The sequence below is a fragment of the Micromonospora sp. C31 genome (assembly GCF_018070575.1).
In the GTDB taxonomy this organism is placed as follows: domain Bacteria; phylum Actinomycetota; class Actinomycetes; order Mycobacteriales; family Micromonosporaceae; genus Micromonospora.
On the sequence record NZ_JAGPXN010000021.1, the window covers coordinates 61,000 to 84,876 of the forward strand.

Sequence of the window (23,877 nt, forward strand, 5' to 3'; positions counted from 1 at the left end):
CGCGTAAATCGACGCAACTCGTAAGCCTAGGGTACGCTCGAAGGCATGGCCAACGACGCAGTTGCGGGTAACTCGCTCCGCGTGGCCCCCGCCGGCCGGGCAGACGGGGACGACCCGGTTCGCGCGGTCCTGGCCGCGTACACGAAAGACCTGGTCACGGCAGTGGAGGACACCCTCGCCGCCTTCCTGGCCCGGGAGGTCGACGCGCTCGACGAGATCGACGCGGCGATGGGCGGATTCGCCGCGACGGCGCGCGACTGCGTGCTGGCCGGCGGCAAGCGCGTGCGCCCCACGTTCGCCTACTGGGGGTGGCGCGGCGTGCCGGGCGGCACGGGTGCGCTGCCGCCGGTGCTGCCCGCCTTCGCCGCCCTGGAGCTGCTGCACACCTTCGCCCTCGTGCAGGACGACGTGATGGACGCCTCCGCGACCCGCCGGGGCCAGCCGAGCGTGCACGAGGCGCTGGCCGCCCGGCACGCCGCAGCCGGCCACCGGGGAGACCCGCGTCGCTTCGGCGAGGCGGTCGCGGTGCTGGTCGGCGACCTCTGCATGGTGTGGGCCGACCGGCTCCTCGCGCACGCGGCGCTGCCGCCGGCCCGCCTGCTCGACGTCCGGCGCTGCTACGACCAGATGCGCGTGGAGACGATCGCCGGGCAGTACCTCGACGTGCTCGGCGAGAGCGACGCGGTGAACTGGTCGGTCGACCGGGCGCTGCGGGTGGCCCGTTACAAGACCGCCAGCTACACGGTGCAGCGGCCGCTGATCTTCGGCGCCTGCCTGGCCGGCGTCGGGGGCGACGCCCCGCTGACCGCCGCGTACACCCGCTACGGGCTCGCCGTCGGCGAGGCGTTCCAGCTCTGCGACGACCTCCTGGGCGTCTACGGCGACCCGGCCGCCACCGGCAAGCCGGCCGGCGACGACCTGCGCACCGGCAAGCCGACCGTGCTGCTCATGCTGGCCCGGCAGCTCGCCACGCCGACCCAGCGGCGCGTGCTGGACGGCGTCGGCACCGGCGTGGGGGACGCGGAGGTCGCCCGCCTCGCCGAGGTGGTCGCCGACACCGGGGCCGTCGCGCGGATCGAACGGATGATCTCCGACCGGGTCACCGAGGCGCTGACCGCGCTCGGCACCGCGTCGATCGACGAGACCGCGCGCACCGCGCTGACCGGTCTCGCCACCGCCGCCACCAACCGGCGGGCATGATGGTCAACTTCGCACAAGGAGGTGGTCGCGTGCGCACCGTTGACGGGCGTACGGACCGGGTGGTCGTCGTCGGCGCCGGGCTGGGCGGGCTCGCCTGCGCGCTGCACCTGGCGGGCAGCGGTCGGCAGGTGACCGTGCTGGAGCGCGAGCCGGTGCCGGGCGGCCGGGCCGGGCGGCTCGGCGTGGACGGCTACGAGTTCGACACCGGGCCCACCGTGCTCACCATGCCCGACCTGATCGCCGAGGCGCTCGGCGCGGTCGGCGAGGAACTTGACGACTGGCTGGACCTCACCCCGCTCGACCCGGCCTACCGGGCGTACTACCCGGACGGGTCGACGCTGGACGTCATCACCGACACCACCCGGATGGCCGCCGAGATCGCCCGGGTGTGCGGCCCCCGGGAGGCGGACGGCTACCTGCGCTTCGTCGACTACGCGCGCAAGCTCTGGCAGTGGGAACGCGCCGACTTCATCGAACGCAACCTGGACGCGCCCACCGACCTGCTCACCGGCAACCTGGTCAAGCTGCTGGCCGGCGGCGCCTTCCGCCGGCTCCAGACGAAGATCAACCAGTTCTTCCGCGACCCGCGCACCCAGCGGATCTTCTCGTTCCAGGCGATGTACGCCGGCCTCGCGCCGCACGACGCGCTGGCCATCTACGCGGTCATCGCGTACCTCGACTCGGTCGCCGGGGTCTGCTTCCCGCGCGGCGGCATCCACGCGGTCTCGCGCGGCATGGCCGGCGCGGCCGAGAAGCACGGCGTCGAGATCCGCTACGACACCACGGTGAGCCGGGTGGAGACGGCGCACGGCCGGGCCACCGGCGTGCTGACCGCCGACGGCGAGCTGATCCCCGCCGACGTGGTCGTGCTCAATCCCGATCTGCCGGTCGCCTACCGCGACCTGCTGCCGCCGGGCCGTACGCGCAAGCTCACCTACTCCCCTTCCTGCGTGGTCCTGCACGTCGGGTCGACGCAGGGATATGGGAAGATCGCCCACCACAATATCCACTTCGGACGGTCGTGGAAGGGCACCTTCGATGAGGTCATCCGGCGGGGCGAGCTGATGAGCGACCCGTCCCTGCTGGTCACCAACCCGAGCCGGACCGACCCGTCGGTGGCGCCCGCCGGGCGGCACACCTACTACGTGCTCGCCCCGGTGCCCAACCTCGACCGGGCGCCGTTCGACTGGCGGGGCGACCTCACCGAGCGCTACGCCGACCAGCTCGTCGGGACCCTCGAGGAGCGCGGCTACGTCGGCTTCGGCGCCGGCGTCGAGGTGCTGCGGGCCGTGACCCCGGCCGAGTGGGCGGAGCAGGGCATGGCCGCCGGGACCCCGTTCGCCGCCGCGCACAGCCTCTTCCAGACCGGCCCCTTCCGCCCGTCGAACCTGCACCGGACACTGTCGAACGTCGTCTTCGTCGGCTCGGGCACCCAGCCCGGCGTCGGCGTGCCCATGGTGCTGATCTCCGGCAAGCTGGCCGCCGGCCGCATCACCGGGGACGTCTGATGGCCTTCCCCCTCGGACCCGGGAGACACCTGCCGTGACCACCCGCGAAGATCACCTCGTCGAGCTCGTCGACGACGCCGGGCGACCGCGGGGGGAGACCACCGTGTCCGCCGCCCACCAGCCCCCGGGCCAGCTCCACCGCGCCTTCTCGGTGCTGCTCGTCGACTCCGAGGGCCGGGTGCTGCTGCAACGGCGGGCGCCGGTGAAGACCCGCTTCCCGCTGCGCTGGGCCAACGCGTGCTGCGGCCACCCCGCGCCGGGCGAGTCCCTCGTCGAGGCCGCCAACCGCCGGCTGCGCGAGGAGCTCGGCGCCGGCCCGGTCGAGCTGACCGAGGTCGGGGTGTACGTCTACTACGCCGAGGATCCGGCCACCGGTCGGGTCGAGTTCGAGTACGACCACGTCCTGCGGGGCGACTTCGAGCCGGGCGATCCGCTGCTGCCCGATCCCGACGAGGTGGCCGAGCTGCGCTGGGCCGACCCCGCCGCGCTGGTGGCAGACCTCGACACCGATCCACGCACGTACGCACCGTGGCTGGGCGGGGTGGTGAACCGGCTGCTGCACCCCTCGACACCGGCCGCCGGCCCGCCGCACCCGCCCGCCACCCCGCCCGGCCCGCCGGCGAAGGACGCGTCGGAGCGGTCGGGTGGCCGATGAGGCACTGAGCGCGGGAGCCGTCGCCCGGCGGCTGGGCGTGGCCGTGACCACCCTGCGCACCTGGCACCAGCGCTACGGCCTCGGGCCCAGCGAGCACGTACCCGGGCACCACCGGCGCTACACACCGGCCGACCTCGCGCGCCTGGAGATCATGCGGCGGCTCACCGCCCAAGGGGTCACTCCGGCGGAGGCGGCCCGCTGGGCCCGCCGGGCACCGGACGCCGTGCCCGCCGACGCAGACGTACGCGCGCGGGTGCGCGCCGTCGCGGGCCGGGACGGCGGCGGGTCGACGATCCCGGTCGGCCGGGCGGGACCGGCGGCCCGAGGGCTGGCCCGCGCCGCCATGCGGCTGGACGCGGTCGCGATCGGCGAGACCATCGCGCTGGCTCTCCAGGCGGACGGTGTGATCGTCACCTGGGACGCGCTGCTGCGGCCCGTGCTCTCCGGGATCGGGGAGCGACACGCCGCCACCGGTGGCCTGATCGAGGTCGAGCACCTGATGTCGCGCTGCGTCTCGGAGGCGTTCGCGGTGGTCGCCCGGGCCGGGGCGCCCGCCGGCCCGCCACGCGTCCTGCTCTCCTGCGCCGACGACGAGCAGCACACCCTTCCGCTGGAGGCGCTCGCCGCCGCGCTCGCCGAGGCGGGAGTCGGCTACCGGATGCTCGGCGCGCGGATGCCGCTGCCCGCGCTGGTCGAGGCCGTCAACCGGACCGGGCCGGCCGCCGTGGTGATCTGGTCGCACACCCGGGCCACCGCCGACCCCGCGCAGCTCAACGCCCTGCTCGCCGCGCCCCGCCGGCCGCTGCTGGTGCTCGCCGCCGGGCCGGGTTGGCTGGCGGACTCGCTGCCCGCCGGGGTGGTGCGGCCGGTCGACCTCGCCGAGGCGGTCTCGCTGGCGCTCGCCCTGCGCGACTCGCTGGACCAGGCGTCGGCGGACTGACGGCGGATCCCGCCGCGGGGCGTCGTCCACTAGCGTCGGGAGGTCCGCCGACCCCGACCCCCTCCGGGAGCGAACGATGCGCCCACGCACCGTGCTGGCCACCGGTCTGGCCCTGCTCCTCCTTCTCGGCGGCTGCGGCGACGGCACCGCGAGCGGCCGGTGGGCCGCCGGTCCCGACCCCGACCCCGTCGCCTCCGCCCCGCTGCCGGCCGAGCCGGCGCCGTCGGCCGGCCCGCGACCGACCCGCAGCGCCCCGCCCAGGCGCCTGGTACGCCCGCTGCCGACCAAGCTGCCGGCGGGGCTGCGTCGCACGACCGGCGTAAGAACGGTGGCGTTGACCTTCGACGACGGGCCGGACCCGGCCTGGACGCCGAAGATCCTCGACCGCCTCCGGGCGGCCCGGGTCACCGCCACGTTCTGCGTGGTGGGGACGCAGGCCCGGCGCCACCCCGAACTGGTCCGGCGGATCGTGCGGGAGGGACATCAGCTCTGCAACCACAGCTGGAACCACGACCTGAACCTCGCCCGGCGGCCGGCCGCCGAGATCCGACGGGACCTCCTGCGCACCAACGCGGCCATCCGGGCGGCGGTGCCGGGCGCCAAGGTGCCGTTCTACCGGCAGCCGGGCGGCCGGTGGACGAGCGAGGTGGTGACGGTCGCCAGACAGCTCGGCATGCGGGGGCTGCACTGGCAGGTCGACCCGCAGGACTGGGGCAAGCCGACCGCCGCCACGATCGCCAAGCGGGTGCACGTCGCGGCCCGGCCCGGCTCGGTCGTGCTGCTGCACGACGGGGGTGGAGACCGGGCGGCCACGCTGGCCGCCTGCCCACCGCTGATCGCCGACCTGAAGCGCCGCTACGGCGTCGCCCGACTCCGCTAGGAGCCGTCTGACCTGCGCTTTCACGAGCCGTTGTGGCTAGTGCCATACCGGTTTGGTCGACGGACCGATCATCACGTAAGCTATCCAAGCCTCCGGCGGGGCCGGATGGGAGCAAGTCCGCTTGAAGTTGCGAGTGTGCAATGATGGCGGGGCCGCCCTCATCGTCTAGCGGCCCAGGACGCCGCCCTTTCAAGGCGGTAGCACGGGTTCGAATCCCGTTGGGGGCACGGTCCGGCTTCGGCCGGAGGCAACAAAGCTAGGTCCTGTGGAGCAGTTGGAGTGCTCGCCGCCCTGTCAAGGCGGAGGTCGCGGGTTCAAGTCCCGTCAGGACCGCCAGCGCTGAACGCCGCGCCCTGCGCGGCGTTCTGCGTATCGGGGCGTGTGACCCCTCCCGGCGGGCAAGCCGTCGTGCGGGTAGCATGAACCGAGCAACACGGCCAGGTAGCTCAGTTGGTACGAGCGTCCGACTGAAAATCGGAAGGTCGGCGGTTCGACCCCGCCCCTGGCCACATAGCCTTTCGCCGGGCTACAGAGGTCCCCACCAGCGGAAACGCCGGTGGGGATCTTGCTTTTGCGGCCCTCGCCGCCCCACTCCTGCCGCCACCCCCTGCCCACTTCGGGGACCCCGCCTCGTTGGCGACCGAACGTTACCTTGCCGGCATGAAGCGCTCGCGTCTCCGGATGACGCAGCTCGCAGGGTTTCTGCTCATTCTTGCGTCGGGTGTCGGGTGGTGGCTGGACTGGCCCGAACAGGTCACGTCGCCACTTCTCCTCGTCGGGGGACTGGTGGCTCATGGTCCGACCGCCGTTGCCGCCTGGCGGGAGCGGGAGTCCAAGCCGCCGAAGTCCGCGGAAGAGGTCCTGAGGTGGTACCCGAAGTGGTGGGCCTGACCGCCTCCCCCGTCCGGTAGTGCGCTGACCGCAGGCCGGTCAGTCGTGCTCGGGGATGCCGGCCACCCGGTGCGACGCGGCGTACATGACCTCAGTCACAAGCCGGCGCACACGTAAGGGACGTTGGGAGACGCGCTGCAATCCGCCCTTCTGCTTGCAGGGTGAGCCCGTGGGACCCGGCGGGGTGACTACCGGTGCGGATTGACCGAGGATCATCTTGACGATCTCGATCGGGACCCCGCCGGCCAGCATCGCGTCCCGGCGGCGGCTGACGCCGTCGACAGGTGGCGGCGTCAGCGGCGAAGCAGCGCAAACGACCCCGCCGCCGCCAGGATCGACAGCAGTGACACCACGAACAGGGCGACTCCAACGGGATAGGGCACGGAGAAGAGGAAGGGCGCCTGTTGGAACACCACGCCCGCACCGATCATGGCCTGGGCGCTGCCCATGCGTACGGGCTGGGAGCGCTGGCTCGGCGTCAGGCGGGCGAGCCGGACCCAGGCTGCGGGAAACCGTCGTGACCCGGCCACCCGCACGCCGAGGGCAATCGTGGCGAGGCCGAGGACCACGGCCACCAGGCGCAAGGCGGTGGTGACCGGGTCCTCGCCGTCCAGATTCATGCGCCCATCATCGGCACTGGCGTCAAGGCCGCATACCCGCTACCAATCGCCGACCTCGGCTATCATCGCGCAATGGCGATTGATTGTCCTCCCGGGCCGGCTGCTGCAGTGGCCCTGTTCAGATCCCTCGGCGATCCCACCCGGCTGGCCATCCTGCGCCGGATCGCGACCGGGGAGGCCCGGGTGGTGGACCTGACCGGCGAGCTGGGGCTGGCGCAGTCGACGGTGTCGAAGCACCTGGCGTGCCTTCGCGGCTGCGGCCTCGTCGACTACCGGGTCGAGGGCCGCCAGTCGTTCTACGCGCTGACGCGGCCGGAGCTGCTGGATCTGCTCAGGGCGGCGGAACAGGTTCTGGCCGCCACGGGCGAGGCGGTGGCGCTCTGCCCGACCTACGGGAGCCCCGCCGGGCGGGTGGACACGTGAACGCGTCGCTGCTGACCCCGCAGCGTCGGGCAGCGCTGTCCAGGCGCAGCCTGTGGCTGGCGTACGCCACCGCCGGCTACAACGTCCTGGAGGGCCTGGTCGCGATCGCCGCCGGTGCGGCGGCCTCCTCGACGGTGCTGATCGGCTTCGGCCTGGATTCGTTCGTCGAGGTGTCCAGCGCGGCGGTGCTGATCTGGCAGTTCCGCTCGCGCGTGCCCGAGGACCGGGAGCGGCTGGCGCTGCGGCTGATCGGTGTGTCGTTCTTCGCGCTGGCCGCCTGGGTGACCTTCGATGCCGCCCGCTCGCTGCTGGCCGGTGACGACGCCCAGGCCAGCCCGGTCGGAATCGGCCTTGCCGTCGCGTCGCTGATCGTGATGCCGCTGCTCGTCCGGGCCAAGCGGCGCACCGGCCGCGAACTCGGCTCGGCGACGGTCATGGCCGATTCGACACAGACGATGCTGTGCACGTACCTCTCCGCGGTGCTGCTCGTCGGCCTGGTCCTGAACGCCGCCTGGGGCTGGTCGTGGGCCGACCCGCTCGCCGCCCTCGTCATCGCCGGGGTCGCGGTCAAGGAAGGCGTCGAAGCCTGGCGTGGGGAACACTGCGACGACTGCGCGCCCCTCCCGGCCACCGACGTAGCCACCGGCCAGGCCCCGGACTGCGCCGACGGCTGCTGCCGCGCCGACCGGGAGGCGTGACGACGGCCCGGCTCGCGCTGTTGCGGCCCAGCTCAGCTACGGTGTCGGAGGCGCGCGCTACCGTCCCGCCATGGCGAACAGGATCAGTCTGACCCTCGACTGCGGCGACGCGAAGGTCCTCGGCGAGTTCTGGAAGACGGCGCTGGGCTACGTCGACGAGGCGCCGCCCGCTCCCTTCCGCACCCGCGAGGAGTGGCACGCGAGCCTCGACCTGCCGGAGGACGACTCGGTGGACGACGCGGCGTGGCTCTGCGATCCCGAGGGCGTCGGGCCCGCGCTCTCCATCCTCAGGGTGCCCGAGGCCAGGACGGCGAAGAACCGGTTGCACATCGACGTCCGGGTGCCGGGACACGGCACCCCCGATGAGCGGTGGGCGCGGATCAGGGCCGAGTCCGAGCGGCTGGTGCAGGCGGGCGCGAGCGTCCTGGAGGACTTCACCGGGCACCATGTCGTCATGGCCGACCCGGAGGGCAACGAGTTCTGCGTCGCCGCGACCTCGGCATGACGGCGTGCGCCGGCCGCCGCCGACGGACGGATCCGGGGCAGCGGTAGACCGCCCGGCCGTGCCACGCTGACCACCGACCCGCCCTGGCGATCCGTGTACGCCGGGCCGGCGCAACGGGGGGAGCACGTGGCCGAGCGTTCGACCGTACGGTCGACACCGACCGCACCGCAGTTGGTGAACTCAGGGCGCCTGACGGTGGGGCAGATGGTCGTGGTCGGCGCGACAGCCGCCCTGTTCCTGCGCGACACCGACAGCGGCCCGTGGGGGCTGCTCGCCCTCTTCGTGGGCGTGCACGCCGTGCTGCTCGCCGGCGCCTTGGTGCTGCTCGCGGTGACCTACCTGCTCGGCACGCTCACCCGCCACGGCTCGCGGCTGACCGAGAGTCCCGGGCGCCGGTGCGGCTGGACCCTGCTCGTCTGGGCCGGTGGCGCCGCGCTCGTCGGCTACGGGCGGGCCGCGCTCGATCAACTCGGCTTCGAGCCCGGCCGGCACCCCGAGGCCGGCCACTGGCTGCTGGGCCTGGGGGCGGCGCTGGTGGTAGGCGTCTTCGGCCGGTCACGACAGGTACGGATCGCCTCCGCCGCGCTGATCGCCCTCTTCGTCGTGGGCACGGCCGTGCTGCGAGCCCTCGACTGACGGTCCTGACTCGCGCGGTCGACGAACCGGCCGGCGCGGCCGACGAATTCGGTTGCGGCGGGCGGCCGCACCGCGGTTTCGTACGGCCATGCTGACGGATCGAGTCGACTCGTACTTCGTCTGCGGCACTCCGCGGACCGGCAGTTCGCTCCTGCTCGGCTTGCTGGAGTCCACCGGTGTCGCCGGACGTCCTTAGGCCTACTTCCGCTCCCCGGACGAGCCGCTGTGGGCCGCGCGGTGGGGGCTCCCCGGCACGGTGGACGGCGGCTTCGACTACGCGGACTTCGTGCGGGCCGCGCTCGCCGCTGGCCGGACCGACAACGGCGTGTTCGGCGCGAAGCTCATGTGGGGGACGCTGGCGGAGGTGCTCGCCAGGCTCGCGACGATCCATCCCGACCTCGCCGGCGACGACGTCGCCCTGCTGGGCAGGGCGTTCGGTCGTACCGGTTTCGTCTTCCTGCGACGCGACGACGAGCTGGCACAGGCGGTGTCCCGGCTGCGCGCCGAGCAGACCGGCAGGTGGTTCGTCGGGGGCAGTGGGGAGATCAGCGGCGACGCCGGCAACGGGCAGCCGCCCCGCTTCGACGCCGACGAGATCCGGCGCTACGTCGAGGAGATCAGGGAGCACAACGCGGCCTGGGCGGCGTGGTTCGCCTCGCGGGGGATCCGACCGCACGTGGTGCGCTACGAGGAACTGGCCGACGACATGGCCGGCACCACGCGCGGCATCCTCGAATTCCTCGGGCTCGACGTGCCCGGGGCCGCGCGCACCGTCGTTCCGCGGCACCGACGCCAGGCCGACGCACTCAACCGGCAGTGGATCGCGCGATACCGGGCAGAGGTGATCGACCGCTGATCCGGTGGGCCGCCCGTCGCGGCCCGTCGCGGGTCGGCGTCAGCGCCGCTGCTGGCGGTGCTGGGCCACCCCGCCCTGGATCGCCTCCCAGACGCTCCGGCCGGCCTGCCACAACGTCTCCCCCGCCTGCTCGGCGAGCTGAGCCGCGCTCTGCGGGCCGCCACCGCCGGAGGTTTCGGCCGGTCGGTCCGCGCCGCCCTCCGACGGGCCGCCCGACGACTCAGCCCGCCCGCTCTCCTGCCCACTGCCGGGCCCACCGCCCTCCGGCCCGGTCGGCTGCCGACGGACGGCCTCGCGCTCCGACCGCTCGCGTGCACGCTGTGCCTGCCCCTGCTCACCCCCGCCCCCCGATCCGCTGGCGAGGCCACCGCCTCGCCGGGTCTGCCCGGCCCCGGGCGCCTCACCCTGCCCGCCCTCGATGGCCCCGGGAGCCTCACCCCGGCCGCCCTCGGGGGCCTCACCCTGCCCGCCCTCGATGGCCCCGCCCTGGCCGGCCCCGGGCTTCCCGCCCTGGCCCGGGTCGCCCCGTTCCCGCAGGGACTGGTCGGCGACCGCACCGATCGCGCCGACCTGCTGACCGAGATCGTCGGTCGCGCCGCCAGCCCGCTCCGCCGGGGGCTGCTCCACCGGGCCGGTGAGCCGCTCCACCGGGCCGACGGCCCGCTCGCCGACGTTGGCCACCCGTTGCGTCGCCCGGTTGACGTCGTCCAGCGAGGCCGACGCCGTACGCGACAGCGCGTCGATGACCTGAGGGTTGCGGTCGATGGTGGTCAACGCCCGGTCGAGGATCTCCACCAGCTTCTCCAGCCGCACCTTGAGCAGCGCTTCGGCGTGCACCCCGGTGATGTCCACCTCGACGCCCTTCAGGTGCACCCGGACCCCGGCGTCGAGCTGGAGGAGGTTGGCCAACCGGGTTCGCAGGGAGACGTCGGCGTCCAGCTCGTCCACGGTGAGCCGGATCGAGTCGACCGACACCTCCGGTATGTCCAGCAGGACGTCCGGCTCGGTCTCCCCGCCCCGCCGGGCGGGCTCCGCCCCTCTGTCGCGACGGGCAGGCTCGGCCTCCCCGTCACGCCGGTTCGATCGACCGCCGGGCCGGTCCGGCTCCCGCTGCTGCGCGTTCTCGCTCATGCTCCCCGCTCCGCCTCCTCCGGCCGGGCCGGCCGGGACCGTTCGGGGCGGGTACCCGCAATCCGGTCGAACATCCCGCCGGACGGCGGCGCGCCGGTAGGCACCGACCACGGGGCGACGTCGCCGGCCGGGCCCGATCGGCGTACGGCGGGCAGGCTCGAAGCGGGCAGGTAGGAAGCTGCGCACCCGGGCATCAGCCGGTATGGTCCGGGCCTATGGGACAGGAGATGGCTGACCCGGCCGGCATCCGGCAGGAGTCCGGACGATTCACGTTGCGCAGCGCCCTCCTGGTCCCCGCCCGCGCACAGCGGGCGTTCGAGATGTTCACCGGTGGCCTGGCCCAGTGGTGGGTGGTGGAATACACCTGGTCCGGGCCGGAGCAGCTCGCCGACCTGGGCGTGGAGCCGCGCGCCGGCGGCATGCTCTACGAGATCGGCCCGCACGGCTTCCGCTGCGACTGGGGTCGGGTGCTGACCTGGGATCCCCCGGAGCGGCTGGTCTTCACGTGGCAGATCGGAGCGGACCGGGCACCGGTGCCCGATCCCGCGAAGGCGAGCGAGGTGGAGGTGCTCTTCCACCCGGAGGGGCCGGAGCGGACCCGGGTACAGGTCGAGCACCGGCACTTCGACCGGCACGGCGAGGCGGCGGAGGGCTACCGGCAGGCCCTGACCGCCGGCTGGCACGAGCTGCTCACCCGCTACGCCGCCCGGGTGGCCGACCGCAACGCCGACTGACCGGCCTCCGCCACCCCACAGCCGAGCGGCTGCGGCGGGTCAGCGGCCGAGGCCGGGACGCGCGACCGGCGCGGTGGCGACACCCCGCCCGCCGAGGTCGGCGCGGCGGCCCGCCTCGGCACCCGGGCCGAACCCGCCGCCCGCCAGCCGGCGCGGCGCGGCGGTACGCAACCGTGGGTACACCTCGGCGACGCGGTGCCGGACCCGGTCCGACCGGTCGGCCAGCACCAGCGCCACCGAGGGCGTGCCCGCCTCGGCGACGGCGCCGGCCTCCGCCGCCCGGAGCCGCACGCCGATCACGTGCGCGAACCCGGCCAGCCACGAGCGCCGGAAGGCGGCGACATGCGCGCCGGCCGGCATCTCGGCGCCGGCCAGCCCGTGCGCGGCCTGCACCAGCAGCGACGTGAAGAGCAGCTCGACCCGCTCCAGGTCGCTGGCGAAGCCGAACAGGTGCATGGCGAAGCCGGCGCCCTCCCGGCGGCGGACGCAGCGGCAGCGCAGCGGATCGGCGACCGCGGCGAGCAGGCCGGCCTTGTCCCGGGCGTACGGGGCGACGACCTCGACCACCCAGTCGCCCACCGGGTCGGTGGCCGGGTCGCGGGCGGCCAGCAGTGCCCGGTCCACGCCGTAGCGGGCGATCAGCTCGGTCGCCTTGGCGGTGAACGCGGCTGACTCGGCGGGGGTGCAGGCCGGGTCCTCGGCCTGGGCCAGCAGCTTGCGCACCTTGCTGAGCATGGCGTCGGACATGTCCCTCAGCCTGTCACGCCGGCCCGAGCTCCCCACCCGGCGACCGGCCGAGCGGGGCCCGCGCCGTCCGGTCGCCCACCTGGGACGCCGAGCGGCCCGGACGGGTCAGGCGGCCCGGCTACGCAGCGTCGCCACGGTAGAGCCGGCGAGCGTGAGCAGGCACTCCGGCAGCAGCCCGTCGGCCGCCGCCGCCCCGAACAGCGCCTCGCCGGTGTCGGCGTCGGCGTTGGCGTACGCGCTCACGAAGCGCGCCACCCAGCGGGTGTCGTAGCCCGCCTCCTCGATGCCGGGAAAGTCCAGCGCGCACGTGCCCGGCGGCGCCGGCTCGCCTACCATCGTCGCGGCGAGACACCAGGCCACCCCGTACGCGCCGGCCAGGCCGGACCGGTCGACGACCGCGTCGAACGCCCCCGCCACCGCGTCGCCGTTCCCGGTCAGCGCCGAGCGGAGCACGGCGGTCGCGTCGTCGAGCGTCTGCTGTGGTGAGTCCGTCACCCACAGCACGGTACGGGGGAGGGTCAAGCCTCCGCACAGCGGTTACGTTCCGTAGTCAGGGCGGGCGACCTGCGGATTGAGTCGCCTCCGTGGTCCCGCGGCAGGGCCCAGCACGCTAATGTGCGCAGCGGACCTTCGCCGGAGGAAGGACGACCATGTTCAAGTCACGCGCCTCGCGGGCTGCCATCCTGGCTGCCTGCGCGACGTTCCTGCTCGCCACGAGCGCCTGCGGGACCGAAGAGCCCAAGGAGGCGACCACCCATCAGGTGCGCCTCTACGGCACCGACGGCAACATGCTGAACTCGTACCCTGCCGAGTTGAAGGATCGCGCCAGCCTGGTCGACGGCATGAAGGGCACCACACCGCTCACGCCCCTGCCCGAGGACTTCAAGAACCGGCTCCGGTCCGTCGACCCGAAGCTGGGCGACTTCCTCTACTCCGCCGAGGCGTACGACGCGGTGGCGATCAGCGCGATCGCCGCCCAGCTCGCGGGCACGACGGACCCGGCCGCCATCGCGAAGCAGATCGTCGGGGTGACCAACGGCGGGCAGCGCTGCGAGCGGGTGGCGCAGTGCCTGTCCCTGGCCCGCGCGGGGCGGGACGTGGAGTACCGCAGCGTCTCGCTGACCCGGGCCGGCTTCACCGACGCCGGCGAGCCGTCCACCGCGAGCTACGGCACCCTGCACTTCGACGGCCAGCGGCTCAACGACGGCAAGACGGAGTTCGTCGGGGCCGGGGACGAGTCGGCGGCGAGCACCAAGGCCCCGCCGAAGCCGAAGAAGCAGCGCGGCGGCCGCACCGACCGCAGCGACGGCTCGCCGCTGATCATGGGCGGTCTGCTGCCGCAGAGCGGTGACCTGGCCCTCGCGTACCCGCCGATCGGCGCCGGCACCAAGCTGGCGATCAAGGAGATCAACGCGGCGGGCGGGGTGCTCGGTGAGCCGGTGGTGTGGATCGACGGCGACGACGGCACCAACCCGGCGGTCGCCAAGGCCACCGTGGCCAGTCACGTCGCGCAGAACGTCCACGTCATCATCGGCGCCGGCGCCTCCGGCATCTCCCGTGCGGTGCTGCCCGACGTGGTGCAGGCGGGGAAGGTGCTGTTCGCCCCGTCGAACACCGACGCCAGCCTGACCGAACTGGACGACAACGGCCTCTACTTCCGTACCGCCCCGCCGGACAGCCTCCAGGGTCGGGCGCTGGCCGACGTGATCCTCCGCGACGGCCCGCAGAAGATCGCCATCGTGGCCCGTAAGGACTCCTACGGCGAAGGGCTCCAGGGCACCGTCCGGGCCGAGCTGGAGCGGGCGGGCATCGGCGGCGACCGGCTGAAGCTGCTGACCTACGACGTGCCGGCCGACGCCAAGGCGAATCCGATCGACTTCGGCGCCGGCGCGAAGGAGATCAAGGACTTCGGTGCCGAGGCCGTGCTGATCATCGGCTTCGCCGAGTCCGCTCAGGTGATCCGGGCCCTGGCGGACGCCGGAGTGCAGATCCGGCACTGATCCACCCTCGGACACGGACGGCCGCACCGGTGACCGGTGCGGCCGTCGTCGTGCAAGGCTCAGCGGGGTCGTCGCCGTTCGAGGAACTCCGTCATCCGCCGGTGTTTCTCCTCGTCCTCGAAGAGCACCGCCTGGCTGACCAGGTCGAGGTGCGGGTGCGCGGCGGCCGGCGCGTCGACCGCCAGCTTGGTCAGCCGCAGCGCCAACGCGGAGCCCTTCGCCATCTCGTCGAGCAGCCCGTGCGCCGTGGGCAGCAGCTCACCGGGCTCGGCCACCACCCGGTTGACGAGCCCGATGCGCAGCGCCTCGTCGGCGTCGACCCGGCGGCCGGTGAAGAGCAGCTCCTTGGCCCGGGCCTCCCCGACCAGCGCCGGCAGCCGGTGGGTCGCGCCCGCGCCGGCCAGGATCCCCAGCCGCACCTCCGGCTGCCCGAACACCGCCCGCGCCGTGCAGACCCGCAGATCGCAGGCGTACGCCAGTTCGGCGCCCCCGCCCAGCGCGGGTCCGTCCACGGCCGCCACGGTCGGCATCGGCAGCGCCCGGATCCGGGCGAAGGCCGCCGAGTTGATCGCCGCGAGGGCGTCCAGCCGACCCCGCTCGCGCAGCTGCCCGATGTCCGCCCCACCGGCGAAGATCCCCTCGGTGCCGCCGGTGAGCAGCAGCAGGCGGGGCCGGGCCTCCAGCTCCGCGCAGACCTGGTGCAGCTCGGCGATCAGGTCGGCGTCGATGGCGTTGCGCTTCTCCGGCCGGGCGAGCGTCACCACCAGCCGGTCCGGGCCCTCCTCGATCCGCAGCCCGCTCATGAGCAGGTCCCCCTTCCGTTCGCGACTGCGGGGCTCGCAAGCTCACTCCTCGCGCTCACCGGCGCACCCCGCCTTCCCAGCGGTAGAAGCCCTGACCGGACTTCTTGCCCAGGCGACCGGCGGCAACCATCTCCGTCAGCAGCGGCGGCGGGGCGAACCGGTCACCGTACGCGGCCTGGAGGGTACGCGCGATGTCCAGCCGCACGTCCAGGCCGACGATGTCGGTCAGCTCCAGCGGGCCGACCGGGTGCCGGTAGCCGAGCACCATGGCCTTGTCGATGTCGGCCGGGCTGGCCACCCCGTCGGCGACCATCCGGATCGCCTCCAGCCCGAGGGTGACCCCGAGCCGGGAGGTGGCGAAGCCGGGCATGTCGCGTACGACGACGGGGTCCTTGCCCAGCCGGCCGGCGAGCGCGACCGCCTCGGCGGTGGTCTCGGCGGCGGTGGCCGGGCCGACCACGACCTCCAGCAGGGCCATCGCCCAGACCGGGTTGAAGAAGTGCAGCCCGAGGAAGCGCTCGGGCCGCGCCAGCCCCTCGGCCAGCGCGGCGATCGGGATGCTGGAGGTGTTGCTGCCCAACAGCGCCGGGCGCAGCGCCTCGGCCTCGCGCAGCACCGCCCGCTTCAGGTCCGGCCGCTCCGGTACGGCCTCGACCACCACGGCCGGCTCCTCGGCGACCTCGGCGAGCCCCGCCCGCAGCGTCACCCGCTCCCGGTTCGCCGCGGCCCGGTCGGCGTCGAGCTTGCCGCGCGTCACCGCCCTGTCCCACAGCTCGCCGAGCCGTTCGAGGGCCGCCGCCCCCCGGGCCCGGTCCACTTCGACCAGCTCGACGGCGTGCCCGGCCCCGGCCGCCACGTACGCGATGCCGAGCCCCATCGTGCCGGCCCCGACGACGACAAAGCGGTCGCTCATGACGCCTCCCTGTCTCCGGTGGCGGGACGGGGTCGACCCGTGCACCGCCGCCCGCTCCACTCGCTCATGGGCCGACCCTATGCAGCGGCGATCTCCCCGGCATGCGTGGGGGCGCGACAGACCGGGTACCACGGCACCCAACCGAGGGAAGGACGGGCCAGATGAGCCAGGCACCGGAGACCGTGCACGCCGCCGACGCTGCGGAGACCGTGGAGACCCGCGGGGACGAACGGGTCGACCTGCTGCGCGCCGACACCAACAACGACGGCCGCACCGACGTCTGGGTGGTCGACACCGACGGGGACGGCAAGCCCGACCTGTTCCAGTTCGACACCGACGGTGACGGCAAGGTGGACATCACGATGGTCGACCTCGACGAGGACGGCACCCCGGACGAGGTGGTCGACGGCGACGGCGGACTACCGCCCGAGCAGCTCCCCCCGACCGTCCAGGTCTGAGACCCGCGCGCCGGGTTCCCCACTCCCGAGGGGACCCGGCGTCGGCGTCCGGTGACGCGTCGTCCGACGGCCCCGCCGCCGCTTCCGGCCGTCAGGCGGCGAGGCGCAGGGTGGCCAGGTAGTACGGCGCGTCCCGGTCGTCCACGTCGGTCAGTCGCCAGCCGCTGCCCCGGACCAGCTCGGCGAGCTCGTCCGGCGAGCAGACCAGGTAGTCGAACCACCCGGTGCCCAGCTCCCGGTAGCGCAGCCGCAGCCGGAGCTGCCCGCCGAAGCGGCCCTGCCGCCGGTTGCGCTCGTGGTAGCCCGTGTGCACCGGGTCCCGGGTGCCGTACGGGTCGGTGCCCTGGGCGATGACCTGCGCCCCCGGCCGGGCCAGCGCGGCGAGCGCCGCCAGCAGGGCCGGTGCCCGGTCCCGCCCCTCCAGCAGGCCCACGTTGTTGCCGAGCAGCAGGAACGTGTCGTAGCGGCGGCCGTCCGCGACGTGCGCGTCGACCGTGCCGTGCACCAGGTCGCGTACGCCCCGGCGGCGGCAGACGGCCAGCGCCCCGGCCGAGGTGTCCAGCCCGGTGACGGGCACGCCCCGCTCCTGGAGCAGCAGCGCGATCCGGCCCGCCCCGACGCCGACGTCCAGGGTCGCGCCCCGGACCTGGTCCACGGCCCGGTGGTCGTACGGCTGCCAGTCCGCCGGCGGATCCAGGTAGTGCGCGGCGGGCGCGCCGTTGATCAGCCCGTCGTCGCGTTCGATGATCTCGATGACCGGTCGCGGCAGCCGCCCGCCGGCCAGCGGCCGGGGGCCGACCCCGGTGGCCACGGCGTACGCGTCGCGCAGCATCTCTCCGAACACGTCACCGATCCGTGGCTCCACCGTCACGTGCTTGACGCTATCCGGCCGGTCGGTCGGCCGCGACGGCCGTATCCTGTCGGGATGACCACCCTGGACCGCCTCGGCGCGGAGAAGTACATCCTGCTCACGACCTTCCGCAAGGACGGTCGGGCGGTGCCGACGCCGGTCTGGGCGGCGCGCGACGGCGACGCGCTGATGGTGTGGTCGGCGGCGGACGCCGGCAAGGTGAAGCGGATCCGGCGCAGTGGCGACGTCACGGTGGCGCCGTGCGACGTCCGGGGCCGGCCGCACGGTGGGGCGGTCGCCGCCCACGCGACCCTCTGCGACGCGACCGGCACCCGGCGGGTGCGCGAGCTGATCAAGCAGAAGTACCGGTTGGTCGGCCGGCTCACCCTGCTCGGCAGCCGCCTGCGTCGCGGCGAGAGCGGCACGGTCGGCATCCGGGTCGTGCTCACGGACCGGCCGCCGGCCGCCGCCTGACCCACACCCGCGCCCGCCGACCCACGTCCGCGTGGGCGGGCGGGCCCGGACCTGACGAAGGGCGGCGGACCATGTCCGCCGCCCTTCGTCCACATCTATTCGCTTCTGGTCAGTCCCCCTGACGCTGCTGCGGGATCTGGCCCTGCAACAGTGCCCTGACCTCCGACTCCCGGTACCGACGGTGGCCACCCAGGGTGCGGATGGCGCTGAGCTTGCCCGCCTTGGCCCACCGGGTCACCGTCTTCGGGTCGACACGGAACATCGACGCCACCTCGGCCGGTGTGAGTAGCGGCTCCGGTTCGTGCGTTCGCGATGCCATGGGTCACTCCTCCACATGTATAGACATCGGCCGGGGTCCCGCCGGCCGACGCGTCTCCCATGGTCCGGCTAGTCCCCGATGTCCGACATGGGCCGAACGGCCGAACGTCCCTAGACGGACGGATGAACCATGCCCGATTTATGCGACTTTTACACGGCAGAAAGTACCTTATTCGGACTCATGATCACGGTTCGTGATGCGTCAACTACGAGCTCGCCTCGGGCTGGGAGCGCTCCCTGGGTGATTTATCACTAGTTGCACCGTTCCAGCAACTGCACCGCACGCCAGCGCGCAACCAGCCGGTCGTACGCCGCCGAGGCCTCCTCGGCCTCGCCCCTGGACAGCCCGGCCAACCCGCTCGCCACCAGCTCGGGTGAGTCGTCGGCGGTCAACGTCTCGTCCGAGAGCAGCTCGACCAGGCCCCCGTAGTCCAGCTCCACCATCGACCGGGGGTGGAACTCCTCCAGCCAACGGGCGGCCTCCTCGACCACCTCCGTGATCGGGGCGTCGCCGATCGACTTGCGCAGCACCGACAGGGCCCGCGAGGAACGGCGCCGCGCCTTGGAGATCTCCGTCCGGTAGCGCAGCGCCCGCCGCCCGGGACCGGTCACCTGGTGCCGTTCCTCCGGGTCGAACAGCACGAACCAGCGCAGCGGCACGCCCCACGTGGCGGTCTGCTCGTGCACCCGCGGCACGCCGTGCTCCAGCACCCGGGCCCCGCTGCGCCAGTCCTCCACCACGGCCTTCGCCTGACCGGCGAGCACCGGCGGGACGAAGGCGTCGGCCAGCACCGGCGGCACCCCGTCGCGGGCGCTCAGCGCCGCCTCGGCCACCCGGATGCGCAGGTTCCACGGGCAGACCAGCAGGGTCTCGTCGGTCTCCAGGACGTACGCCTCGTCCGGCAGGTCGGGCAGCCGGGTCCAGCCGGCGCCGAGCGCCTCCAGCACCGCCGTCCGTTGCCGGCCCGGGCCCTCCACCGGTGCCACCGCCCGCCCCTGCTCGACGTAGCGCCGCCAGTACGACTGACGGTCCCGGTCGAAGGCGGTCAGCGGCTCGTACACGCGCAGGTATGAAGCGAAAAGCGACGGCACGGCGCGATCCTCCCACGAATCGGAACCCGACCTACGTCGGCGGCCCGATCACGCACGCCGTGGGCGGCCGGACGGCGTCGGCCGATACTAGGCTCAGCGGCACCGGCAGCATCCCGCCGGCGGTTCCACAGGTCCGCGTCCCACAAGGACGCACCCCACACCAGGAGCGAGTCATGGGCGTATTCGCCACCACCGACGACCCGGGGTCCAGCGGTCACGAACAGGTCGTGTTCTGCCAGGACAAGCAGACCGGCCTCAAGGCGATCATCGGCATCTACTCCACCGCGCTCGGCCCCGCGCTCGGTGGAACCCGGTTCTACCCGTACGCCAGCGAGGCCGACGCCCTCGCCGACGTGCTCGACCTCTCCCGGGGCATGGCCTACAAGAACGCCCTCGCCGGGCTGGACCTGGGCGGCGGCAAGGCGGTCATCTGGGGCGACCCCGAGCGGATCAAGAGCGAGGCGCTGCTGCGCGCCTACGGCCGCTTCGTGGAGTCCCTCGCCGGGCGCTACTACACCGCCTGCGACGTCGGCACCTACGTCGCCGACATGGACGTGATCGCCCGCGAGACCTCGTACGTCACCGGCCGCAGCGTCGAGCACGGCGGCGCGGGCGACTCCTCGATCCTCACCGCCTGGGGCGTCTTCCAGGGCATGCGGGCCGCCGCCGAGCACGTCTGGGGTGCCCCGACCCTCGCCGGGCGGCGGGTCGGCGTGGCCGGCCTGGGCAAGGTCGGCAAGTACCTCCTCGGTCACCTGGTCGACGACGGCGCCGAGGTGGTGGCGACGGACGTCAACCCGAAGGCCCTGGAGTGGGCGCGCGCGACCCACCCGCAGGTCGCGCTGGTCGACGACGCCGCCGCACTCGTCGCCGCCGACATCGACGTGTACGCCCCGTGCGCGCTGGGCGGCGCGCTCAACGACGACACGGTGCCCGCGCTGCGCGCGAGGGTGGTCGCGGGCGCGGCCAACAACCAGCTCGCCCACCCGGGCATCGAGAAGCTCCTCGCCGACCGCGGCATCCTCTACGCCCCGGACTACGTGGTGAACGCCGGCGGCGTGATCCAGGTGGCGGACGAGATCGAGGGCTTCAACTTCGAGCGGGCCAAGCTGCGCGCGACCCGGATCTACGACACCACGCGGGAGATCCTGCGCCTGGCGGACGCCGAGGGCGTGCCGCCGGCGGTGGCGGCGGACCGACTGGCGGAACGGCGGATGGCCGACGTCGGCCGGCTACGCACGATCCACCTGCGCTGAGCGCCGCGGGGGGCGGAGCGGCCGTTCCGCCCCCGGCCCACCCGGACACCTCGTCCGGTTAGGCTAATTTCGCGGGCCTTTGCCCGGTGTCACGGGCACTCCCAGCACCGCTCCTTACCGGGTACAATCGGTAACGGCCGGATGACCGCGACGCGCGGTGTCGGTCGGCGGTAACCCGAGGTGCCGAACGATGGCATCCCCATGTACCGTAAGAGCCACGAGAGATGCCTGACGTCATCGGGGCCCGCCTTCGGGCTGCCCCGCATTCTGTGCGAGGGGGTCGAGCCATGGGGCGCGGCCGTGCTAAGGCCAAGCAGACGAAGGTGGCCCGGGAGTTGAAGTACCACTCCCCGAACACCGACCTCACCGCCTTGCAGCGCGAACTGGCGGGTGCTGGTAAGTCTGAGCACAACTTCGACGACGACTACAAAGAGTATGTCGACGACGACGACGAGGATCACGCGGACGAAGACCCGGATCCCTGGGTACGTCCGCCCCGCTGACCTCCGGTAGCAGCTGAGCACGCGGTGATCGCCCGCGTGCTCACGCATGTGCCCATCGAAGCGGCGACAAGACCGTGATCAGGGACCTGCACCACTTCCGGAGAGCCCTCCGGTCGATCGGCAGGTCCCTGATCACGGTCTGTTTCAGCGGGGACGGTTGTTCCAGTTGTAGAACGTCGGGATGTTCTCGAAGTGGTTCCAGGCGCACACGGCGCTCGCGCCGTCACCGCCCGTCACCTCGGCGCGTAGTCGCCGCGCGGCCTCGGCCTCGTGAAGGAGCGCGTTGAGTCCCGGCGCGGCCTGCCGCACCCGGTCGGCGACCGCGTCCGGGGCGTCCGCCCTCCGGTCAGGCTGCCGGTGACTGGTGGTCTCGGGCATGCTCCAACACTCCCTCCAGTAAGTGGATCTTGCTGTTGCGGCAGTGCGCCGTCTGCGTACCGTCGAAACGCCCCAGTTCGAAGTAGCGGTTGGCCGCGTGGCCGCCGCCGCAGAACCCGAAGTAGGGGCAGGACGAACGGCACGCCTCGACGCCGGCGAGGAACTCGCCGACCCAGGGCGTCCGGTCCGCGTGGGCGAGGATCTCGGCCAGCGGGGTGGCCAGCACGTTGCCGCTGCTGAAGTCGCCGTACCGGACATCGGTGAAACCCGCCAGCTCGGGCGAGAGCACGATCACCGAGCCGTCGTGGCCGACGGTCGGGATCGGGTCCAGCCGTCGGGGCAGCACGTCGTCCGCGCTGCCGTCCAGCACCGCCGCTGTGTAGCGCAGCGACCACTCGACCTCACGCAGGTGGATCCGGGGCTCCCGACGCCAGGCCGCCACCAGTTCCGCCCAGAAGGCGGTCACCAGGCGCGCGTCGTGGGAGTTGTCGCGGAGGTTGACCCCCTCGGTCTCCTCGATGTTGACGCCGAGCACGTCGCAGCCGAGGTCGAGGAAGTAGTCGTACAGTTCGGTGGCCAGGCCCGGCTCGGGGCGACCCACCACCGCCAGCGCCGAGAACGGCAGGCCGTGCCGGCGCAGCGCCGCCACCCCCCGCAGGATCCGGTCGTACGCGGGCACGCCGCCCCGGGTGACCCGGTCGCCGTTGCGTTCCCGGGGCCCGTCCACGCTCACGCTCACCCGCACCCCGTGCTCGACGAAGAACGCGCACCAGGCGTCGTCGATCAGCGTGGCGTTGGTCTGCACGTGGTGCTCGACCTCGGGCCCGAAGGGCGCGATCAGCGCGGCGAGATGCTCCCGGCCGGCGGCCAGCGGCTCGCCGCCGTGCCACACCACCGAGAAGCGGCCCGCCGCCGCCCAGGAGTTGACCGACGCGGCCACCGCCTCGGCCACCCGCACCGGCATCCGTTGGTCGACCGCCCGCAACGGCAGGTAGCAGTAGGCGCAGTCCAGGTTGCACAGGGTGGTGGGCTGCATGACCACGTACGAGGGGACGGCGGCCAGGCCGCGCATCCCGCTGAACGACCGTCCCCGAGCAGCCATTGCCCTCCTCAGCGCCTGAAGGGCTGTCGGGGAAACCCGGGCGGGTGGCCCCGACAGCTTGAGGGTGCCCTTCAGGCTAGGCGGCGACGGCCACTCGGGTGAAGCCCTGATCAGGTGCCCGTACGATCACCGCGAGTTGATCAACCCCGGGTGTGCTGGCCGATCATCTGCACGTTGCCGGAGCCCTCGATGATCTCGCCGGCCTGCCACGCGTCGACGCCCCGGCCGGTGAGGGTGGCCAGCGCGCGGTCCGCGTCCTCGGCGGAGACGATGGCGAACATGCCGACGCCCATGTTGAAGGTCGCCTCCATCTCCGGGTCCTCGATCCGCCCCTTGGACTGGATCAGGTCGAAGATGGGCTGCGGCTTCCAGGTGGACCGGTTGACCACCGCGTCGACGTGCTCGGGGAGCACCCGGACCAGGTTGCCGGGGATGCCGCCGCCGGTGACGTGGGCGATGGAGCGCACCTCGGCCTCGGCGATGAGCTTGAGGCAGTCCTGCGCGTAGATCTTCGTCGGGGTGAGCAGCTCCTCGCCGAGGGTGCGCTGCCGGCCGAAGTCGTCGATCACCACGTCGAGCCGCATCCGACCGGCGCCCAGCAGCACGTGCCGCACCAGGGAGTAGCCGTTGGAGTGCAGGCCGGAGGAGCGCATCGCGATGACCACGTCGCCCACCTCGACCCGGTCCGGGCTGAGGATGTCGCTCTCCTCCACCACGCCGACACCGGTGGCGGAGATGTCGTACTCGTCCGGACGCAGCACGCCCGGGTGCTCGGCGGTCTCGCCGCCCAGCAGGGCGCAGCCGGCGTACCGGCAGCCGTCCGCGATGCCCGCGCCGATCTCGGCGACCCGGTCCGGCACGACCTCGCCGGTGGCGATGTAGTCGAGCAGGAAGAGCGGCTCGGCACCGCAGGCCACCAGGTCGTCGACGACCATCGCGACCAGGTCGATGCCGACCGTGTCGTGGATGTCCATCTGCTGCGCGATCACCAGCTTGGTGCCCACGCCGTCGGTGGACGAGGCCAGGATCGGGTTCCTGTACTTCTTCGTGTCCAGCCGGAACAGGCCCGCGAAACCACCCAGGTCGCCCATCACCTCGGGGCGCCGGGTCTGCTTCACCTTCGACTTCAGCAGCTCGACCGCGCGGTCGCCCGCCTCGATCGAGACCCCGGCGTCCGCGTACGAGACCGAGCGTTTGCGCGCCTGACGGCCGGCGCCGGCCGTCCAGGGCTGGCGGTCGTCGCCGGCGCCGGTCGGGCTGCTTCCTGCGCCGCTGCGCTCGGACACGTGCGTCACGGTTCTCCCCT

Annotated in this window: 27 protein-coding genes, 3 tRNA genes and 1 pseudogene; 19 read left to right on the top strand and 12 right to left on the bottom strand. The window is 73.4% G+C overall.

Translation table 11 applies throughout. The features are described 5' to 3' along the window. Window positions 1–45 precede the first annotated feature (45 nt). The 8 genes from KBX06_RS23575 to KBX06_RS23610 all read left to right on the top strand — a co-directional run bounded on the left by KBX06_RS23575 (window position 46) and on the right by KBX06_RS23610 (window position 5,692). Entirely contained in the window at window positions 46–1,200 is a 1,155-nt protein-coding gene (locus tag KBX06_RS23575) for a polyprenyl synthetase family protein (protein ID WP_210838724.1), read from the top strand. Then, window positions 1,200–2,708 carry a phytoene desaturase family protein gene (gene crtI, locus KBX06_RS23580; RefSeq protein ID WP_210838830.1) on the top strand — a complete coding sequence of 503 codons (1,509 nt, stop codon included), beginning with the start codon at window positions 1,200–1,202 and terminating at the stop codon, window positions 2,706–2,708. The genes KBX06_RS23575 and crtI overlap by 1 nt, the downstream gene beginning before the upstream one ends. A 34-nt stretch (window positions 2,709–2,742) precedes the next feature. Next, window positions 2,743–3,363 (top strand): isopentenyl-diphosphate Delta-isomerase, encoded by a 621-nt coding sequence (gene idi / locus KBX06_RS23585; RefSeq protein WP_210838726.1) that lies wholly within the window; start codon window positions 2,743–2,745, stop codon window positions 3,361–3,363. After that, entirely contained in the window at window positions 3,353–4,303 is a 951-nt protein-coding gene (locus KBX06_RS23590; protein ID WP_210838728.1) for a MerR family transcriptional regulator, read from the top strand. The genes idi and KBX06_RS23590 overlap by 11 nt, the downstream gene beginning before the upstream one ends. 76 nt (window positions 4,304–4,379) lie before the next feature. Beyond that, window positions 4,380–5,183, top strand: a complete 804-nt coding sequence (locus tag KBX06_RS23595) for a polysaccharide deacetylase family protein (protein WP_210838730.1) — start codon at window positions 4,380–4,382, stop codon at window positions 5,181–5,183. Window positions 5,184–5,337: 154 nt separating this feature from the next. Next, window positions 5,338–5,410, top strand: a tRNA-Glu gene (locus tag KBX06_RS23600). 32 nt (window positions 5,411–5,442) lie between these two features. Beyond that, window positions 5,443–5,519: transfer RNA gene (locus KBX06_RS23605), tRNA-Asp, on the top strand. A 99-nt stretch (window positions 5,520–5,618) separates the two neighbouring features. Beyond that, window positions 5,619–5,692, top strand: a tRNA-Phe gene (locus tag KBX06_RS23610). A gap of 675 nt (window positions 5,693–6,367) precedes the next feature. Here KBX06_RS23610 and KBX06_RS23615 read toward each other — a convergent pair. After that, on the bottom strand, window positions 6,368–6,694 hold the full coding sequence (locus tag KBX06_RS23615) for a hypothetical protein (RefSeq protein WP_210838731.1): 327 nt from the start codon (window positions 6,692–6,694) through the stop codon (window positions 6,368–6,370). A gap of 72 nt (window positions 6,695–6,766) precedes the next feature. Between KBX06_RS23615 and KBX06_RS23620 the strand changes: the two genes are divergently transcribed. From KBX06_RS23620 to KBX06_RS23645, 5 genes and pseudogenes are all read left to right on the top strand, one after another. Further along, on the top strand, window positions 6,767–7,117 hold the full coding sequence (locus KBX06_RS23620) for a helix-turn-helix transcriptional regulator (RefSeq protein ID WP_210838733.1): 351 nt from the start codon (window positions 6,767–6,769) through the stop codon (window positions 7,115–7,117). Beyond that, window positions 7,114–7,815 (top strand): cation diffusion facilitator family transporter, encoded by a 702-nt coding sequence (locus KBX06_RS23625; RefSeq protein ID WP_210838735.1) that lies wholly within the window; start codon window positions 7,114–7,116, stop codon window positions 7,813–7,815. The genes KBX06_RS23620 and KBX06_RS23625 overlap by 4 nt, the downstream gene beginning before the upstream one ends. Window positions 7,816–7,885: 70 nt before the next feature. Further along, window positions 7,886–8,320 (top strand): VOC family protein, encoded by a 435-nt coding sequence (locus KBX06_RS23630; RefSeq protein ID WP_210838737.1) that lies wholly within the window; start codon window positions 7,886–7,888, stop codon window positions 8,318–8,320. Between the two features lie 195 nt (window positions 8,321–8,515). Further along, complete coding sequence (locus KBX06_RS23635) at window positions 8,516–8,956, top strand: hypothetical protein (RefSeq protein ID WP_210838739.1); 441 nt, start codon at window positions 8,516–8,518, stop codon at window positions 8,954–8,956. Window positions 8,957–9,044: 88 nt separating this feature from the next. Continuing rightward, window positions 9,045–9,812: pseudogene (locus KBX06_RS23645) on the top strand (Stf0 family sulfotransferase). Window positions 9,813–9,851: 39 nt separating this feature from the next. Here the strand turns inward: KBX06_RS23645 and KBX06_RS23650 are convergent. Further along, window positions 9,852–10,943 (bottom strand): hypothetical protein, encoded by a 1,092-nt coding sequence (locus KBX06_RS23650; protein ID WP_210838837.1) that lies wholly within the window; start codon window positions 10,941–10,943, stop codon window positions 9,852–9,854. Window positions 10,944–11,158: 215 nt separating this feature from the next. Here KBX06_RS23650 and KBX06_RS23655 point away from each other — a divergent pair, with 215 nt between their 5' ends. After that, the gene (locus KBX06_RS23655; protein ID WP_210838743.1) at window positions 11,159–11,677 is read left to right on the top strand and encodes an SRPBCC family protein; all 519 of its coding nucleotides are present in this window, start codon (window positions 11,159–11,161) and stop codon (window positions 11,675–11,677) included. Between the two features lie 39 nt (window positions 11,678–11,716). Here KBX06_RS23655 and KBX06_RS23660 read toward each other — a convergent pair whose 3' ends face one another. Next, window positions 11,717–12,424, bottom strand: coding sequence for a DUF2786 domain-containing protein (locus KBX06_RS23660; RefSeq protein WP_210838745.1), 708 nt, complete (start codon window positions 12,422–12,424; stop codon window positions 11,717–11,719). Window positions 12,425–12,529: 105 nt separating this feature from the next. Further along, on the bottom strand, window positions 12,530–12,919 hold the full coding sequence (locus tag KBX06_RS23665) for a hypothetical protein (RefSeq protein ID WP_210838746.1): 390 nt from the start codon (window positions 12,917–12,919) through the stop codon (window positions 12,530–12,532). Between the two features lie 155 nt (window positions 12,920–13,074). Between KBX06_RS23665 and KBX06_RS23670 the strand changes: the two genes are divergently transcribed. Continuing rightward, window positions 13,075–14,424, top strand: a complete 1,350-nt coding sequence (locus KBX06_RS23670) for an ABC transporter substrate-binding protein (RefSeq protein ID WP_210838748.1) — start codon at window positions 13,075–13,077, stop codon at window positions 14,422–14,424. 59 nt (window positions 14,425–14,483) lie between these two features. Here KBX06_RS23670 and KBX06_RS23675 read toward each other — a convergent pair whose 3' ends face one another. Next, entirely contained in the window at window positions 14,484–15,227 is a 744-nt protein-coding gene (locus tag KBX06_RS23675) for an enoyl-CoA hydratase/isomerase family protein (protein ID WP_210838750.1), read from the bottom strand. A gap of 55 nt (window positions 15,228–15,282) precedes the next feature. After that, window positions 15,283–16,140 carry a 3-hydroxyacyl-CoA dehydrogenase family protein gene (locus KBX06_RS23680; RefSeq protein WP_210838752.1) on the bottom strand — a complete coding sequence of 286 codons (858 nt, stop codon included), beginning with the start codon at window positions 16,138–16,140 and terminating at the stop codon, window positions 15,283–15,285. 161 nt (window positions 16,141–16,301) lie between these two features. Here KBX06_RS23680 and KBX06_RS23685 point away from each other — a divergent pair, with 161 nt between their 5' ends. Beyond that, window positions 16,302–16,598, top strand: a complete 297-nt coding sequence (locus tag KBX06_RS23685) for a hypothetical protein (protein WP_151455703.1) — start codon at window positions 16,302–16,304, stop codon at window positions 16,596–16,598. Between the two features lie 91 nt (window positions 16,599–16,689). On the opposite strand, the gene KBX06_RS23690 is transcribed toward KBX06_RS23685, so the two are convergent. Next, complete coding sequence (locus KBX06_RS23690; RefSeq protein ID WP_210838754.1) at window positions 16,690–17,469, bottom strand: bifunctional 2-polyprenyl-6-hydroxyphenol methylase/3-demethylubiquinol 3-O-methyltransferase UbiG; 780 nt, start codon at window positions 17,467–17,469, stop codon at window positions 16,690–16,692. Between the two features lie 54 nt (window positions 17,470–17,523). On the opposite strand from KBX06_RS23690, the gene KBX06_RS23695 reads away from it, so the two are divergent. Beyond that, window positions 17,524–17,922, top strand: a complete 399-nt coding sequence (locus KBX06_RS23695; RefSeq protein WP_210838755.1) for a PPOX class F420-dependent oxidoreductase — start codon at window positions 17,524–17,526, stop codon at window positions 17,920–17,922. A 109-nt stretch (window positions 17,923–18,031) separates the two neighbouring features. Here KBX06_RS23695 and KBX06_RS23700 read toward each other — a convergent pair whose 3' ends face one another. Then, window positions 18,032–18,241: a BldC family transcriptional regulator gene (locus tag KBX06_RS23700; protein WP_007073996.1), complete on the bottom strand. Its 210-nt coding sequence runs from the start codon at window positions 18,239–18,241 to the stop codon at window positions 18,032–18,034. Window positions 18,242–18,492: 251 nt separating this feature from the next. Beyond that, the gene (locus tag KBX06_RS23705; RefSeq protein WP_210838757.1) at window positions 18,493–19,332 is read right to left on the bottom strand and encodes a hypothetical protein; all 840 of its coding nucleotides are present in this window, start codon (window positions 19,330–19,332) and stop codon (window positions 18,493–18,495) included. A gap of 173 nt (window positions 19,333–19,505) precedes the next feature. Here KBX06_RS23705 and KBX06_RS23710 point away from each other — a divergent pair, with 173 nt between their 5' ends. Next, entirely contained in the window at window positions 19,506–20,588 is a 1,083-nt protein-coding gene (locus KBX06_RS23710) for a Glu/Leu/Phe/Val dehydrogenase (protein ID WP_210838759.1), read from the top strand. A gap of 287 nt (window positions 20,589–20,875) precedes the next feature. Next, window positions 20,876–21,091 carry a DUF3073 domain-containing protein gene (locus KBX06_RS23715; RefSeq protein ID WP_089002617.1) on the top strand — a complete coding sequence of 72 codons (216 nt, stop codon included), beginning with the start codon at window positions 20,876–20,878 and terminating at the stop codon, window positions 21,089–21,091. Between the two features lie 144 nt (window positions 21,092–21,235). On the opposite strand, the gene amcA is transcribed toward KBX06_RS23715, so the two are convergent. The 3 genes from amcA to purM all read right to left on the bottom strand — a co-directional run bounded on the left by amcA (window position 21,236) and on the right by purM (window position 23,866). Next, the gene (gene amcA, locus KBX06_RS23720) at window positions 21,236–21,469 is read right to left on the bottom strand and encodes a multiple cyclophane-containing RiPP AmcA (RefSeq protein WP_210838761.1); all 234 of its coding nucleotides are present in this window, start codon (window positions 21,467–21,469) and stop codon (window positions 21,236–21,238) included. Next, window positions 21,438–22,541, bottom strand: a complete 1,104-nt coding sequence (amcB, locus tag KBX06_RS23725; protein ID WP_305798310.1) for a cyclophane-forming radical SAM peptide maturase AmcB — start codon at window positions 22,539–22,541, stop codon at window positions 21,438–21,440. The genes amcA and amcB overlap by 32 nt, the downstream gene beginning before the upstream one ends. A gap of 170 nt (window positions 22,542–22,711) precedes the next feature. Beyond that, window positions 22,712–23,866: a phosphoribosylformylglycinamidine cyclo-ligase gene (gene purM / locus KBX06_RS23730; RefSeq protein ID WP_210838765.1), complete on the bottom strand. Its 1,155-nt coding sequence runs from the start codon at window positions 23,864–23,866 to the stop codon at window positions 22,712–22,714. Window positions 23,867–23,877 lie beyond the last annotated feature (11 nt).